This is a genomic window from Salinispora oceanensis, from assembly GCF_000383575.1.
In the GTDB taxonomy this organism is placed as follows: domain Bacteria; phylum Actinomycetota; class Actinomycetes; order Mycobacteriales; family Micromonosporaceae; genus Micromonospora; species Micromonospora oceanensis.
Genome location: NZ_KB911579.1, coordinates 4,756,686 through 4,770,968 on the forward strand (window position 1 = coordinate 4,756,686; position 14,283 = coordinate 4,770,968).

The 14,283-nt window shown below is 70.7% G+C and carries 11 protein-coding genes; 7 read left to right on the forward strand and 4 right to left on the reverse strand.

Annotated elements, in window-relative coordinates; translation table 11 throughout:
* Positions 1–3: 3 nt before the first annotated feature.
* Entirely contained in the window at positions 4–1,353 is a 1,350-nt protein-coding gene (locus tag SALPAC4_RS0121740) for a nucleotide sugar dehydrogenase (RefSeq protein ID WP_019872153.1), read from the reverse strand.
* 197 nt (positions 1,354–1,550) lie between these two features.
* On the opposite strand from SALPAC4_RS0121740, the gene SALPAC4_RS0121745 reads away from it, so the two are divergent.
* From SALPAC4_RS0121745 to SALPAC4_RS0121755, 3 genes are read left to right on the forward strand one after another with little or no spacing between them, the layout of a single operon-like run.
* Positions 1,551–2,915, forward strand: a complete 1,365-nt coding sequence (locus SALPAC4_RS0121745; RefSeq protein WP_019872154.1) for an NDP-hexose 2,3-dehydratase family protein — start codon at positions 1,551–1,553, stop codon at positions 2,913–2,915.
* Between the two features lie 20 nt (positions 2,916–2,935).
* A complete protein-coding gene (locus SALPAC4_RS0121750; protein WP_020113550.1) occupies positions 2,936–4,177 on the forward strand; it encodes a class I SAM-dependent methyltransferase in 1,242 nt (413 codons plus the stop codon).
* Positions 4,178–4,181: 4 nt separating this feature from the next.
* Positions 4,182–5,186: a Gfo/Idh/MocA family protein gene (locus SALPAC4_RS0121755; protein ID WP_019872156.1), complete on the forward strand. Its 1,005-nt coding sequence runs from the start codon at positions 4,182–4,184 to the stop codon at positions 5,184–5,186.
* A 2-nt stretch (positions 5,187–5,188) separates the two neighbouring features.
* Here SALPAC4_RS0121755 and SALPAC4_RS0121760 read toward each other — a convergent pair whose 3' ends face one another.
* The gene (locus SALPAC4_RS0121760) at positions 5,189–6,376 is read right to left on the reverse strand and encodes a DegT/DnrJ/EryC1/StrS family aminotransferase (RefSeq protein ID WP_019872157.1); all 1,188 of its coding nucleotides are present in this window, start codon (positions 6,374–6,376) and stop codon (positions 5,189–5,191) included.
* Positions 6,377–6,463: 87 nt separating this feature from the next.
* Positions 6,464–7,033 carry an NUDIX hydrolase gene (locus SALPAC4_RS0121765; RefSeq protein ID WP_223874819.1) on the reverse strand — a complete coding sequence of 190 codons (570 nt, stop codon included), beginning with the start codon at positions 7,031–7,033 and terminating at the stop codon, positions 6,464–6,466.
* A gap of 181 nt (positions 7,034–7,214) precedes the next feature.
* Between SALPAC4_RS0121765 and SALPAC4_RS0121770 the strand changes: the two genes are divergently transcribed.
* The 3 genes from SALPAC4_RS0121770 to SALPAC4_RS0121780 all read left to right on the forward strand — a co-directional run bounded on the left by SALPAC4_RS0121770 (position 7,215) and on the right by SALPAC4_RS0121780 (position 11,414).
* Positions 7,215–9,758 (forward strand): class I SAM-dependent methyltransferase, encoded by a 2,544-nt coding sequence (locus tag SALPAC4_RS0121770; protein WP_019872159.1) that lies wholly within the window; start codon positions 7,215–7,217, stop codon positions 9,756–9,758.
* 37 nt (positions 9,759–9,795) lie between these two features.
* Positions 9,796–10,962: an acyltransferase family protein gene (locus SALPAC4_RS0121775; RefSeq protein ID WP_223874820.1), complete on the forward strand. Its 1,167-nt coding sequence runs from the start codon at positions 9,796–9,798 to the stop codon at positions 10,960–10,962.
* Between the two features lie 107 nt (positions 10,963–11,069).
* Positions 11,070–11,414: a YciI family protein gene (locus SALPAC4_RS0121780; protein ID WP_018731888.1), complete on the forward strand. Its 345-nt coding sequence runs from the start codon at positions 11,070–11,072 to the stop codon at positions 11,412–11,414.
* 41 nt (positions 11,415–11,455) lie between these two features.
* On the opposite strand, the gene SALPAC4_RS0121785 is transcribed toward SALPAC4_RS0121780, so the two are convergent.
* Complete coding sequence (locus tag SALPAC4_RS0121785) at positions 11,456–12,736, reverse strand: nucleotide disphospho-sugar-binding domain-containing protein (protein ID WP_019872161.1); 1,281 nt, start codon at positions 12,734–12,736, stop codon at positions 11,456–11,458.
* A 153-nt stretch (positions 12,737–12,889) separates the two neighbouring features.
* Between SALPAC4_RS0121785 and SALPAC4_RS0121790 the strand changes: the two genes are divergently transcribed.
* Positions 12,890–14,200: an RNA polymerase sigma factor gene (locus tag SALPAC4_RS0121790; RefSeq protein WP_019872162.1), complete on the forward strand. Its 1,311-nt coding sequence runs from the start codon at positions 12,890–12,892 to the stop codon at positions 14,198–14,200.
* Positions 14,201–14,283: the final 83 nt, after the last annotated feature.

The following is a 14,283-nucleotide window of genomic DNA, read 5'->3' on the forward strand; positions in this document are numbered from 1 at the left end:
CCGTCACCTGCCGATGCCGCGGTAGCCGAAACCGTGCCGCCGGAACCGGGCGATGGTCTCCGGCGGATAGTAGGCGCGGCCGTCGATGATGACGCACGAGGGCGCCACGGTCTCCCGGAGCTCGACGATGTCGATCTCGTCGAACTGGTCGTGGCGTGCCAGCACGGCGATGCAGTCGGCGCCGTCCAGTGCTTCCTCTGCCGTCCGGGCCGGGGCCAGCCCGAAGACCTTCGTCACCTCGGCGGCGTCGGCGAGCGGGTCGAAGAGGGCGACCTCGGCTCCGCCCTCCCGCAGCCCGGTGACCACCGGGAGCACCGGGGTCGCGCGCAGGTCCCCGGTGTTGTTTTTGAACGCCACGCCGAGCACCGCGATCTTCGCCTCGCCCAGGGACCGGCCGATCCGGTCCAGCTCCTCAACGATCAGGTCGACGGTGTAGCCCGGCATGGAGTCGTTGGCCATCCGGGCGACGGGGATGGTGTCCAACTCCACACCGCGGTCGCGGGCCGCCCGCCACACCATCCACGGATCCTTGGTCAGGCACGACCCGCCGACGCCCACGCTGGGCAGCAGGATGTTGACGTTGCCGGTGCCCTTGCGGATCGTGTTGGCGGCGGCGATCACCTCCAGAACGTCGACGTGCAGTGCGCCGCACAGCTTGGCCAGCTCGTTGGCCAACGCGATGTTGTGGTCGATCCACCAGTTGGTGGCCAGCTTCACCGTCTCCGCCGACTCCAGCGACGTGCAGGGGATGATCTCGGAGCCGATCATCCGCAGCCAGAACGCGGCCGCGGCGGCCGCGCTGTCCGGACACCATCCGCTCACGGCGATCGGCAACGTCCGCAGCTCGTGCAGGGCCCGCCCCTCAGACAGCCGCTCCGGGCAGAAGGCCAGCCCGAAGTCTTCGCCCACGGTCAGACCCTGGCTCTGCAGCAGGGGAGCGACGACCGTGCCGGTGACGCCTGGCGGCACGGTGCTCTTGAGGATTACGAGCTGGCCCCGGCGCAGCCGCCCGGCCAGTTCCGTGCAGGCCTCCCGCAGGTAGACATCGACCAGCTGGGTGTCCTGGACCGGCGTGCCCACCGCGATGATCACCACGTCGGCGTCGGAGACCGGGCCGTAGTCGGTGGTGACCCGCAGCCGGCCCGAGTCCAGGCCGCCGGCCAGCAGTTCGGGCAGCCCGGGCTCGCTGAACGCGCAGCGGCGGCGGGCCAGCTGGTCGACCCGGGCCGGATCCAGATCGACCCCCACGACGTCCGCGCCCTCGCCGGCGAGGGTCGCCGCCACGACCGACCCCACATAACCCATTCCGATAACCGCGATGCGTGGATTTCCCTGATCAGGCAGGAACTTCATGTCACTTCTCTCCAGGCATCCTGTGGGAAACGTACCGACAGCGTCACCGGCGTTCTCCGGCGACGCATCTTCCGTGGTGCCATGCCTCTGCCCGCCGAGCTCCGCAGAACAAGCCGAGCTCCGCAAAACAAAAGGTGCCGCCCGGATTTCGGACGTACGACGATGCACGCAGTCATACGACCCAGGGAGAGCCGTAGATGTTGGCGCGACTCGATCAGCTCGGCGGAAACGTCCCGGTGGACTCGGCCGCCCGCCTCGCCGTCTCGGCCCGGGCGACCGAGTCGCCGGTGAGCCCGGATATTGACGGCTGGCTCGCCGGCAAACGGCGGCAGCCGTTCGAGAGCACCGTCATCGCGCTCGACGAACTAGTCGAACCGGAGGGTTGGCGATTCGCTCCGGTGACAGGAAACCTCGAGCATCACAGCGGCCGGTTCTTCACCGTCGAGGGAATACACGTCCAGCGCAACAACGGTCCCGTCCGGGAATGGTGGCAGCCAATTCTCGTCCAACGCGACATCGCCATTCTCGGCATCATCGCCAAGGAGTTCGACGGCGTCCTACACTTCCTGCTCCAGGCCAAGATGGAACCTGGCAACGCCGACTTGGTACAGCTGTCGCCCACGGTGCAGGCCACGTCCAGCAACTACACCCGGGTGCACCGCGGACGGCGCGCACACTATGTCGAGTACTTCACCGAGCCGGGCCGCGGCCGCGTCCTCGTCGACGTCCTCCAGTCGGAGCAGGGCGCCTGGTTCCACCTCAAGCGCAACCGCAACGTCGTTCTCGAGGTCAGCGGCGACGTGCCGGTCGGTGACGACTTCCGCTGGCTGACCCTCGGGCAGATCCGCCGGCTGCTCCGGCAGCGCAACGTCATCAACATGGACGCCCGGACGGTTCTGGGGTGCCTACCGCTCGCGGCGGACGACCACGGCGGCGCGCATACGATGACCGAGGTCCTCAGCTGGTTCACCGGCCGCAAGTGCGCCGAGGAGATGTCGGCCCGGCTCGTCCCGCTGAAGGCGGTGCCGGGCTACTGGCGCGACGCCGACCGGGTCTTCCCGGAACAACGGGGGACGTTCGACATCGTCGGCGTCCGGGTGCACGCCCGGACCCGCGAGGTGCACAAGTGGAAGCAGCCGCTGCTGGCGCCGCACGGTCTCGTCCTGGCGGGACTGGTGGTGCGGCGCATCGGCGGGACGCTGCACGCGCTGGTGCGTGCCGAGGTGCTGCCGGGCCATCGGGACACGGTGGAACTCGGCCCTACCGTGCGGTTCATGATGAGCGGCCACGCCGGCGCCCACGCGGACCGGCGCCCGGAGTTCCTCGACGAGCTGCTGTCGGCCCGCGCCAACGTCCGCTACGACGTTGTCCAGTCCGAGGAGGGTGGCCGCTTCCTGCACGCCGAGACGCGCTACCGCATCGTGGAGGCCGACGACGTCCCCCGGCAGGTACCGCCGGACTTCCGCTGGATCGCGGTTGGGCAGCTGATGGCGCTGCAGCGGCACAGCTACCACCTCGGCATCGAGCTCCGGACCCTGCTGCTCTGCCTGAACATCCTGTGACCCGACGTGGGGAAGGCATCATGGACATCGCTGAATGCACCGAGTGCCGCATCTGTGGCAACCGAACCCTGCTGCCCGTGCTGGACCTGGGCACCCAGGCGCTGACCGGCATCTTCCCCGGCAGCCGGGACGAGGTGGTACCGGCCTCTCCGCTGGAGCTTGTCAAGTGCTCCCCGGACGGCTGCGGGCTGGTGCAGCTGCGGCACACCAACGACCTGTCGCTGATGTACGGGGACCGCTACGGCTACCGCTCGGGCATCCGGCCGTTCATGGTCCGGCACCTCCACGACAAGGTCGCCCGACTCACCGGCATGGTCGATCTCAGCCCAGCCGACCTGGTCGTTGACATCGGCAGCAACGACTCCACCCTGCTGCAGGGCTACCCCGCTGGCGGGCCCACGCTGGTGGGCGTTGACCCGACGGGGGAGAAGTGGCGTCACTACTATCCCGACCACATCGAGCTGATCCCGGACTTTTTCTCGCGGGAGGTCTTCGCCGAGCGGTACGGCGACCGCCGGGCCAAGCTCGTCACCTCGATCGCGATGTTCTACGACCTGCCCAACCCGACCACGTTTATGGCCGAGGTCCGCGACATCCTCACCGACGACGGCGTGTGGCTGATCGAGATGAGCTACCTGGGCTCCATGCTGGAGGTGCTGGCCTACGACGCGGTATGCCACGAGCACCTGGAGTACTACGCGCTGAGCCAGATCGAGTGGATGGCCGAGCGGGTCGGCCTCACCGTGACCACGGCCGAGATCACCCAGGTGAACGGCGGCAGCCTCTGCGTCACCCTGGTCAAGGATCCGGCCCGGCACCCGGTCGACGCCGCCGGGATCGAGCGTATTCGCCGGGGGGAGGCCGCGATGCGGCTGGACACCATGACCCCGTACGAGAACTTCGCCCGTCGCGTCCGCGAGCACCGCGGCCGGCTGCGTGCGTTCCTGGACGACTCGCGTGCCGCCGGCCGGCTGACCCTGGGCTACGGGGCGTCGACCAAGGGCAACGTGGTCCTCCAGTACTGCGGGATCGGCCCGGCGGACCTACCGTGCGTCGGTGAGGTCAGCCCGGGCAAGCACGGCCACTTCACGCCCGGGACCGGCATCCCGATCGTCTCCGAGGAGGAGGCCAAGGCGCGCCGGCCCGACCAGTTGCTGGTGTTGCCGTGGGTGCACCGCGCCGGGTTCGTGGAGCGGGAGCAGGAGTTCCTGGCCCGCGGCGGGCGGATGGTCTTCCCGCTGCCGACCGTCTCCGTGGTCTGACGGGATGCGCTCCCACCCCACCGACGGGCTGCGCTTCGGAGTGATCGGCTGCTCTGCGTTCGGCGCGCGCAGCATGCTGCCCGTCATCCGGGACAACCCCGCCACGGTGCTGACCGCCGTCGCCAGCCGGTATCGCGCCCGGGCGGAGGAATTCGCCGCCCGGTTTGGTGGCGACGCCGTGGCGGGTTACCGGAACCTGCTGGCCCGCGACGATGTGGAGGCCGTCTACATCGCGCTGCCCAACGCACTGCACCACGAGATGGCCCTGGCGGCGCTGGACCGCCGCAAGCACGTCCTGGCGGAGAAACCCCTGACCACTCGGCCTGAGGACACCGCCGAGCTGATCCGGGCGGCGGCTACCCACGGCCTGGTGCTGCGGGAGAACTACGGTTTCGAGCACCACGGTCAGCACGAGCGGGTGCGCGCCCTGGTACGGGAGGGCCACATCGGCCGGCTCCGGCACGTTGAGAGCTCGTTCTGCTACCCGTCGGTGCCCCGCGACGACGTTCGGTACCGGCCCGACCTGGGCGGCGGCGCCCTGCTCGACGTCGGCGTCTACCCGGTACGGGCGATGCAGTACTTCCTCGGCGACGACCTGACCGTCGCGGGTGCCGTGCTGCGCTGCGACCCGGCCCTCGGGGTGGACGTCGCGGGCAGCTTCGTCGTGCACGCCGCGGATGGCGTGATCGCCACGGGCAGCTTCGGGTTGGAGCACGGCTTCGGCTCCCGTTACCGGTTGTGGGGCAGCTCCGGCCAGCTCGTCGTCGAGCGGGCCTTCACCCCGCCGCCCGGGCACGCCCCGACCCTGCGCATCGAGTCGCAGAACCGCGTGGAGGAGCTGACCCTGCCCGCCGAGCACCAGCTCAGCGCTGGCGTGAGCGCCTTCGCAGCGGCGGTCGGCGCGGCCCGCGCGCACGGCCGCGACCCGGGCCACGAGCAGTGGGCGGGCACTGCCGCCGGCACCGCCGCCCTGGTCGCCCGCATCCGCGAGGTCGCCGTGCGGATTTAGGGTCAGAACGCCGCCGGTGCCGGGCGGGCCGCGACGCAGGAGCGCACCTCGGTGATGACCCGGTCGACGTCGGCGTCGGAGAGCGCCTGATGGATCGGCAGCAGCAGCGTCCGATCGGCGGCGGCCTCGGCGCGGGGCAGGACCGCGCGTGATCCGTAAGCGGCCACCTGGTGCATCAGGGGGTAGCGGAAGGTGGTGTAGATGCCGCGTTCGAGCAGGTCGCGCGCCACCCGGTCGCGGATGTCGTCCTCGAACTGCACCCAGTACATGAAGTACGAGGACGTTTGGCCGGCGGGCAGGGGCGGCGGGAGGCGCAGTCCGGCCACGTCGGACAGGCCCTCGTCGTAGGCCCGGGCGACCTCGCGGCGGCGGGCGACGAACTCCGCCAGCCGGCTCAGCTGGACCAGTCCGATGGCCGAGAGGACGTCGTTCGTGGTCGACCGGCCGGTGAACGACACCACGTCGTAGTCCCACCACCGGGTCGGTGAGCGCAGCGCCTGGTCGTAGCCGCTGTGGAAGAGTCCGGTCGAGCCGGCCGCGCGCTGTTCCAGGCCGAGGTAGGCGATCTTGGATGCCTGGGCGGCCAGCTCCGGGTCGCGGACGTATAGCATGCCGCCGTCCACCGTAACCACCATCTTGGCGTGGTCGAAGCTCCACAGGCCCATGTCGCCGAACGTGCCGCAAGCGCGTCCATCCACGGTCGAGGCGATTGCCAGCGCGGCGTCCTCGACCAGCCGGATCCCGCGGTCGCGGCACAGCTCGGCGATTTCCGCGACCGCGCCGGGCCGGCCGCCGTAGTGCAGGATGATCACGGCCTTGGTGCGCTCGGTCAGCACCGCCTCGACGTCGGCCACGGTCGGGTTGAGTGTGGCCTCGTCAACATCGCAGAAGACCGGCCGCGCACCGCGCCCGGCGATCGCGTTGCCGGCCGCCACGAAACTCACCGTCGGCAGCACGACCTCGTCACCGGGGCCGACGCCGAGCAGGTCGGCCGCGACGAACGTGGCCGAACTGCACGAGTTCGTCGCCGTGACGTGCTCGGGGCCGACGCCGAGGTGCCGCGCGAACGCCTCCTCAAACGCGGCGGTCCGAGGACCGCGGCCGACCCAGTTGCTCGCGAATACCTCCCGCACCGCCGCGAGTTCGCGCTCGCCAAGCGAGGGCTGTACGACGTTGATCATCTGATCCATACGGGCTCCTCGGCGTTCGCGGCGGGACGTCGGTCCTACGCTCGCACCGGGCGCGCGGGCCGCGCATCGCGCAGATTGCGGCACCGGTCAAGCGGTCGCCCGCTCGTGCAGGAGCAGCAGCAGATAGGCGGCCGTGGTGGAGTCGTCGCGGATGCCGCCCGTGCGGATCAGCCGCTCGAACTCCGCCCGCGGCACCCAGCGGTGGCGCATGTCCTGCTCCTCGTGCTCACGTCGCGGCACTCCGGGGCTCAGGCCGGTGGCCAGGAAGACGGTGAACTGCTGGCCGCTGGCGCCGTGCCAGCCGTGGAGCTGGCCGAGCGAGGTCCACGACGTCGCGCTGATGCCGGTCTCCTCGGCCAGCTCGGCACGGCCCAATTCCTCTGCGCTGCCGGTGCGGCCGGCCGGGAAGCAGCCCTGGGGGAACTCCCAGTACCGCCCGCCGGTTGGGTACCGGTACTGCTCGACTAGGTGGAACCCGCCGTTCTCGGCGGCTATCACCACGGCGTAGTCGGGCCGGTCGACCACCGAGTAGATGCCGCAGGTGCCGTCCGGCCGTTCCACCACGTCCTCGCGCAGCGACAGCCACGGGTTGCGGTAGATCTCCCGGGAGGAGACCGCCCGGATGACGCCGGGCATGAACTCCGCAGGCTCGGTCACCTCCACCACCACCGTTCCTCGTGCCCGGACCGCCGCGTCGAGGATAGCGGCGCTGCCGGCGGGAGGCCGACTTCACCGGTGCGATGTCCGGCCTCGCAGCCGCCGCGGAGATCGGGCAACCGAGGAGATGTGCGCGCCCGCTGCCCGCTGCGACGGTGACGGGGCCGAATGAGAGGTCTCCATGTTGCCGACTGCCGCCGCGACCCACCATCTCCTCACCCGGAACGGCGCTGACCGGGAGGCGGCGCGCCGGGCCGCGTTCCTCCACCAGGACGGCGTGCTGCTCTGCTCGACGGTCCGCGCTCTCGACGCCCTGGGGCTGCTGGACCCGGCCGGCCCGGCCGACCGGCCGGAGAACGGCTACCTACGTGTCGCCTGGCGCTCCCTAGCCGCAGTCGGCTGGCTGGACGAGTCCGCCCGGACGTGGACCGACGAGGGCCGGACCGCGATGCGCCACCGCGAGCGGTACGTGGCTGCCGGGCGTTTTCTGAGCCGCTTCGCCGACAACGACCCGGAAGTTTGGTCCCGGCCCTGGAGCACCGCCACCGAGAAGGCGTTCGCCGAGGTACTGGACGCCCACGAGCACTGGCGGTCCGGAGCCGACCCGGACGGGGTGGTCACCGCGCACCTCGACGGCGCGCTGGCCGTCCCCGCCCTGCTGTCGTTGCGCGGCACCGGACGGCTGCCGCAGCCGGAGGGCGACGTCGCGCGGCTGCTGTCCCTGCTCGGCTGGCGCGACGGTGACGGCTGCTGGACCCCGTCCGGGCGTGCCGGACTCGACCTGGTCGTCCACCTCGGGATGGTGGGCTCCTACCTGCCCATGCTCGCCCGCCTCGAAGAGCTCTGCCGGGGCGACCTGCTCGTCGAGCCTGGCGACGGCGAATGGCACTGCGAGCGCCGGCTCAACGTGCAGGCCAGCGCCGCCGCGCACCGGCGTTACTTCGCCGATGCCGACCCGGTGTTGACGGAGATCTTCAGCCGCACGCCGCGCCCCACCTTCGTCGCCGACATGGGCTGCGGCGACGGCAGCTGGCTGGCGCACCTCCATGACCTGCTGGGGGACGGCATCCGCTATGTCGGCATCGACACCAGCCGAGTGGCGCTCGACCGTACCCGCGAGGTGCTGGGGGCGGCCGGATTGCATGACCCGCTGCTGCTCCAGGGCGACATCAGCGACCCCGGCGCGTTGCGCGACCAACTCGCCGCCCACGGCCTGGCGATCGAAGACGGCCTGCACATCCGGGCGTTCCTCGACCATGACCGCCGTTACCTCGGCGGCGGCCAGGAGACCGCCCTGCCCGGCTGGTCCACCGGCGCCTACGTCGCCCCTGACGGGCGTCCGCTGGAGGCCACCGAGGTGGAAGCCGACCTCGTCGAGCACTTCCGCAGATGGGTGCCATACGTGCGCAAGCACGGACTGGTCGTGATCGAGGCGCACTGCGTGGCGCCGCACGTGACGCGGCGCCACCTCGGTGCCCTGCACTCGGTGGCCTTCGACGCCTATCACGGGCTCTCGCACCAGTATCCGGTCGAGCACTCCGCCTTCATGCGGTGCTGCCGGCTCGCCGGGCTGCAGCCGGTCAGCCACATTGAGCGCCGCTACCCCTCCACCCGGCCGTTCGTCGCGGTGTCGCTCAACCGCCTCGAACCCGTACGGTCGGCGCCGCGCCGCATCGTGACCGACCGCCGTGACACGTGGCGGCCCGGCCCGGGCACCGACCGGACGGACGGCAAGCAGCTGCACCGTCTCCTCTTTACTGACGGCGACGTCGCCCATCCGCGCCTGTGGTGTTCCGGCGCCACCGGGATCGTGGTCCGTGACGCGCTGCGGGCCGTTGAGGCGCGCATCGACAGCGCCGGGCGCGGCGACGTCGTCCGGGTCCTCGACTACGGCGCCGGCACCGGGCTGGCCTCGATCGAGCTGATCAAGGCCTGCGTCGCGCACGACGTCGAAGCGCGCCTCGCCGCCCGCGGCGCCACCTTCGAGCTGCACCTGGTCGACATCCCGACGAGCTGGTTCGCCCAGGGCTACGACCTGCTGTCCGGGCAGCCCTGGACGCGGTTCCACGCGTTGCGCACCGGCACCGCGTTCCGCCCGCTGCTCGACGTGACGGCGGGCGAGCGGGTCGACGTGGTGCTCGCCAACATGGTGTTCCACCTGCTGACCGACGGTGCGATGCGGCGGGCCGCGGAGTCCCTGGCCGGCGTGCTGCGGCCCGGCGGCCTGCTCTGCTTCAGCTCACCAGACCTGGGCCCGGCCGGTCCCCACGCGCTGCTCTTCCACGACCCCAACCGGTTGCTGCGCGGCCACTGGCTGGCCGCGCTCGACGCGGCCGAGCCACTCTCCCTGGCACCGCCGCTGCGCGACGCGGTGGCGCGCGTGCGGCCGGCCGAGCGGTCGAGCGCGCAGCGGCGTGCCGACCGGCGGATCCTGCCCACCCCGCAGACCAGGACATCCGTGGCGGCTGCCCTGGCGCCGCATTTCCGCGGCGCCGTCGAGCGGCGTACCTACGAGCTCCTGGCGGAGGAGTGCCTGATGACGGCGCTCGTCCCGGCCAACCAGGCGGAATACCTCGCCGAGATCGCCGACCGGGACCTGCGGGAGGCCGTCATCCGGCACCTCATGCGAGATCGCGTTCTCCCCGAGCTGATGCACGGGCCCGCCGGCACCGCGCTCGGTCTCAACGTCGAATGGGCGCTCGGAAGCTTTGAACGGTCGCGCTGAGAGGCGCGTTGGGAAAACAACGGAAATGGGAGCCCGGATGCTGCAGGAAGCGCCACACAGAGGTGCCTCGGAAACCACGCCCGTACGTTTGAACTCGCTGGCCGGGATGCGCTTTTTCGCCGGCCTCCTGGTGTTCTTCACCCATGCCCTCGTCGGGTCGATGCTGTTCGCCTCGAACTTCCAGATGGAGTACACCGGGCTGATCATCTTCGGCGGCTGGGCCGGGCTCGTCTACTTCTTCGTACTGAGCGGTTTCGTCATGACCTGGGCACGGCGGCGGTCGGACACCGCCGGTACGTTCTGGCGGCGCCGCGCCTTCCGGGTGTTCCCGAACTACCTGTCCACTCTCCTGGTCTACATCGCCGTGCTGGGCCTGATCCTGCACGTGCCTATCCAGGGCCGGACCGTGCTGGTGCACCTGCTGGCCCTGCAGTCGTTCGTCCCGGATCTGGGTAGCCGGATCGCCTTCAACCCGCCGGCTTGGTCGCTCTCCGCCGAGCTGTTCTTCTACCTTTGCTTCCCGTTCCTCATCCGGATGGTCGATCGGATCCGGCCGGAACGGCTGTGGGCCTGGGCGGGCGGCGTGGTGGCGGCCTGCTTCGTCACGCCGCTGCTGGCCCCGAGGCTGCTGCCGCCGTCCGCGCCGATCGAGGGCCTGGGCTGGCCGGAGCTGGAGATGTGGGTGATCCAGCAGTTCCCGCCGATCCGGATGCTGGAGTTCGTCCTGGGCATGCTGCTGGCCAAGATCGTCCTGTCTGGCCGACGGATCCCGCTGACCTTCGGCGCCGCTGTGGCGATCTTCGTGGCGATCTACGCTCTGTCCCCGCTGATCCCGGAGCGTCTGAACATGGCGGCGATCCATGTCGTACCGATCGGTCTGATCATCCTGACCGCAGCCACCCGGGACCGGCAGGGGTACGGCCCTGGCTGGTTGGGCAGTCGCGTGATGGTCAAGCTGGGGGACCTGTCCTTCGCCTTCTACATCTGGCACTACCTGGTGGTTATTTACGTTCGGCAATGGCTCGGCTCGCCCGAGGGCTGGAGTACGCCGGTAGGCTTCGCCGTTCTCGCCCTGCTCTTCGCGGTCACGCTGGGTCTGGCCTGGCTCCAGTTCACATTGATCGAGAACCCGATGTACCGGCGCTTCGCCACCGCCCGGCGCCGACGGACGCCGAAACCCGTTCCGGCCGCCGAGCGTGAATGAGGGGGTTGTGTGCGGCGCCGGTGCTATTTTCTGCGGGACCGTCGTCGACTCCGGCGGACAGCGTCCGCCGGAGCGGCAGTGAGAAGCATCAATTTGGAGGGGCACTGATGGCCCAGTACGGGATCTTGGTCTACCAGCCGGCGCCGGCCGACCCGATGGACCTCCCGGCCGACTACGAGAAGGCGCTGGAGAGCTACCCCGACCAGGTGGCGGCACTGGGGGTCACCCCGGTCACCGGATTCGCGCTGCAACCCAGCACCGTGACCACCTCGGTCCGCGGCGACGTGGTCATCGACGGCCCGTTCATCGAGGCCAAGGAGGTCGTCGCCGGGTTCTTCGTCATCGAGGCACCCAGCCCGGAGATCGCGCTGGAGGTGGCCAAGCTCAACCCGGCCACCCAGTACGGCGGCGGCGTCGAGGTCCGGCCGCTGTTCGTCCCGCCGGCCGAGTGACGCACGCCGACGCCGACGCCGCGGCGTCGGCGTCGGCGTGATCAGGCGTGCGACCCCCGGTGGTCGGCGGTCAGTTTTTCCAGCGCCGGCACAACGTCGGCCGGGGTCGGCATCCCCCTCGTTTCGGTGCGCAGCCGGGCGGCGTTGTCCGCGAACGACGGGTCCTCCAGCACCCGCCTGAGGCTGTCACGAAGGATGGCGGGGGTCAGGCTGTTCGCGTTGGCGGCATAGACGCCGGCCCCGCGGCTCTCCAGCCCGTCACTCATCGCCACCGGACCCCACCACTTCTCGACCTTGGCGTCGTGCGGGACGATGACCTGCGGAACGGCGTGCTCCGACGCCGTGGCGAAGCTTCCCACCCCACCGTCGTGAACGAGCGCCGCGCACGTCGGCAGCAGCGAGGTGAACGGGACGAAGTCGACGTTGCGCACGTTGTCCGGAATCGCCGTCGCCGGCCCGAGCTGCTGGGCGTTGAAGGTCGCGATCACCTCGACGTCGAGGTCGGCCACCGCCTCGAAGAGGCCGCTCACCGAGGCCGCCTCGCCGATGCCAGCGTCCCGGTGCGAGATGCCCTGGGTGATGCAGACGCGCCTACGGGCGGGCGGCTCGAACACCCACCGCGGCGTCGTCGCCGGGCCGTTGAACGGCACACTGCGCATCGGGACGTAGTGCACGCCCTCCGGCTGCCAGATCCACGGCGGCGTCGGGGCGATCGTCCACTTGCCGAGCACCGTCGTCTCGTCGAAGTCCCGGCCGTACCGCTCCAGGATCGGCTGCAGCCAGTCCCGCAGCGGATCTCCGGCGGTGCCGAGCCCGGCCCGGCAGGCCGCGCGCACCTGCGCCATCCGGTCCACGCTGAGGATGAAGCGGGCGTGCACGGCGCCGACGACCTGCGCCGCGACCGCGCCGGGAAAGGCACTGGAGTCCCAGATCACCAGGTCGGGGAGCCACGCGCGGGCGAAGCCGACCAGGTCGTCGGTCACCGCGTCCGGGAAGAAGACCTGATGGACGCCGAGGGTGAAGTCGCGGAGCTCGACGTGCGGGTCGCCCCAGCCGTAGTCGCTCTGCACCGACCTCCCGGTGCGGTCACCCCGCGGGTCGCAGGCGCCCGCCGGCGCCTCGAAACCCGCCACCCGCTCGTGCAGCGGGGGCATGTCCGCGCCGATCGCAACACCAGGCAAGCCGCAGTGCGCGATCGCCTCACTCAGCTCCGGCGGGGCGGCGACGCACACCTCGTGCCCCGCGGCACGGAGCGCCCAGGCCAGCGGCACCTGCGCATAGAGGTGGGCCTTGAAGGGATTGGTCACGAAGAGGACGCGCATGGCGCTCAGTATGGTGCCGGCGCCCGTTCCGGGTATCTCCAGAAATGCGCGCCCGGGAAACGGTTGGTCCGGCGCGCGTGTCACTCCCCTCGACCGCGCTCTGAGACCGGAGGCTACGGTAGTGACAACCCGATCGCTCATGCCTGGACGCCCATGCGCAAGCCCTCCTCTGACGACGTGAACAGGGACGACGACGAATCTGCGGCCGGCACCCACTCGGCCGAGGTCCGGCACGCCGTGGCTCTCGCGCACCGGCGGGAGTGGGGAGCGCTCCTCGCCTCGACGGCGCGGCTGCTGCGAGATCTCGACCTGGCCGAGGAGTGCGTGCAGGACGCGTACGTCTCCGCGCTCGACGCCTGGGAACGGCACGGCGTGCCGGAGAACACCGGCGCCTGGCTGTCCACCGCGGCACGCCGCAATGCGTTGGACGCGCTGCGGCGTGCCAAGACCCTGAGATCCAAGCTGCACCTGCTCGTCGAGCCCGAGCCCGAGGCCGACACGGCGCAGGCCGGCTCGGCACCCGGTCCGCTGATGTACGACGACCGGCTCCGGCTCATCTTCATGTGCTGTCACCCGGCACTGGCCCGCGAGTCGCAGATCGCGCTCACCATGCGGCTGGTTTGCGGCGTGAGCACCATCGACATCGCCAAGACCTTCCTCGTCAGCATGCCGACGATGGCGGCCCGGATCACCCGGGCCAAGAAGAAGATCATCAGCGCTGGCATCCTGTTCGGCGTCCCCGAGGCCGACGAGCTGCCGGAGCGGCTGCACTCCGTGCTCACCGTCATCTACCTCCTGTTCACTACTGGCCACACCGCACCGTCCGGTCAGACGCTGACCCGCGCCGACCCCGCCGAGAGCGCGCTCGACCTGGTTCGCATGCTGCGTGAGCTGATGCCCGGCGAACGCGAGGTGAAGGGGCTGCTCGCGCTGCTGCTGATCACTCACGCCCGCCGGGCCACGCGGACCGACGCCGAGGGCCGGCTGCTGCTGCTGGAGGAGCAGGACCGGTCAGCCTGGGATCGGGCCGCCATCGATGAGGGTCGCCGGCTCGTTGAGGAGGCGCTGGAGGGCGCGGCTCCCGGCAGGTTCACGCTGCAGGCGGCCATCGCGTCGGTGCACGCCACGGCGCCGGCCTACGCCGACACCGACTGGGGCCGGGTGCTCGTCTTGTACGACGAGCTGCTGAAGGTGTGGCCGTCGCCGGTGGTCGCGCTGAACCGGGCGGTGGCGATGGCGATGTACGCCGGACCGGCGAGCGCGCTCGCCGAGGTGGAGAAGCTGGAACACGCCGGTGGGCTGGCCGGCTACCACTACCTGCCAGCGGTCAAGGCCGATCTGCTGCGCCGCCTGGACCGGCGCCCGGAGGCCGCGACGGCCTACCGGCAAGCGCTCGACCTCGCCGACAATGAGGCGGAGCGGGCGTTCCTGGCCTCCCGGCTCGCCGAGATCGTCGACCCCTAGCCCTGCTCTTTCATGAGGGTCGTGGCGGTGGCTGATGCCGGGCCAGACGTCGATGTTCATAGATATTAACGGATGTGGGCGTG

Bases quoted from the DNA above. Each gene is read 5' to 3' on its own strand.
- SALPAC4_RS0121740 (WP_019872153.1), bottom strand. From the start codon at position 1,353: ATGAAGTTCCTGCCTGATCAGGGAAATCCACGCATCGCGGTTATCGGA.
- SALPAC4_RS0121745 (WP_019872154.1), top strand. From the start codon at position 1,551: ATGTTGGCGCGACTCGATCAGCTCGGCGGAAACGTCCCGGTGGACTCG.
- SALPAC4_RS0121750 (WP_020113550.1), top strand. From the start codon at position 2,936: ATGGACATCGCTGAATGCACCGAGTGCCGCATCTGTGGCAACCGAACC.
- SALPAC4_RS0121755 (WP_019872156.1), top strand. From the start codon at position 4,182: ATGCGCTCCCACCCCACCGACGGGCTGCGCTTCGGAGTGATCGGCTGC.
- SALPAC4_RS0121760 (WP_019872157.1), bottom strand. From the start codon at position 6,376: ATGGATCAGATGATCAACGTCGTACAGCCCTCGCTTGGCGAGCGCGAA.
- SALPAC4_RS0121770 (WP_019872159.1), top strand. From the start codon at position 7,215: ATGTTGCCGACTGCCGCCGCGACCCACCATCTCCTCACCCGGAACGGC.
- SALPAC4_RS0121775 (WP_223874820.1), top strand. From the start codon at position 9,796: ATGCTGCAGGAAGCGCCACACAGAGGTGCCTCGGAAACCACGCCCGTA.
- SALPAC4_RS0121780 (WP_018731888.1), top strand. From the start codon at position 11,070: ATGGCCCAGTACGGGATCTTGGTCTACCAGCCGGCGCCGGCCGACCCG.
- SALPAC4_RS0121785 (WP_019872161.1), bottom strand. From the start codon at position 12,736: ATGCGCGTCCTCTTCGTGACCAATCCCTTCAAGGCCCACCTCTATGCG.
- SALPAC4_RS0121790 (WP_019872162.1), top strand. From the start codon at position 12,890: ATGCGCAAGCCCTCCTCTGACGACGTGAACAGGGACGACGACGAATCT.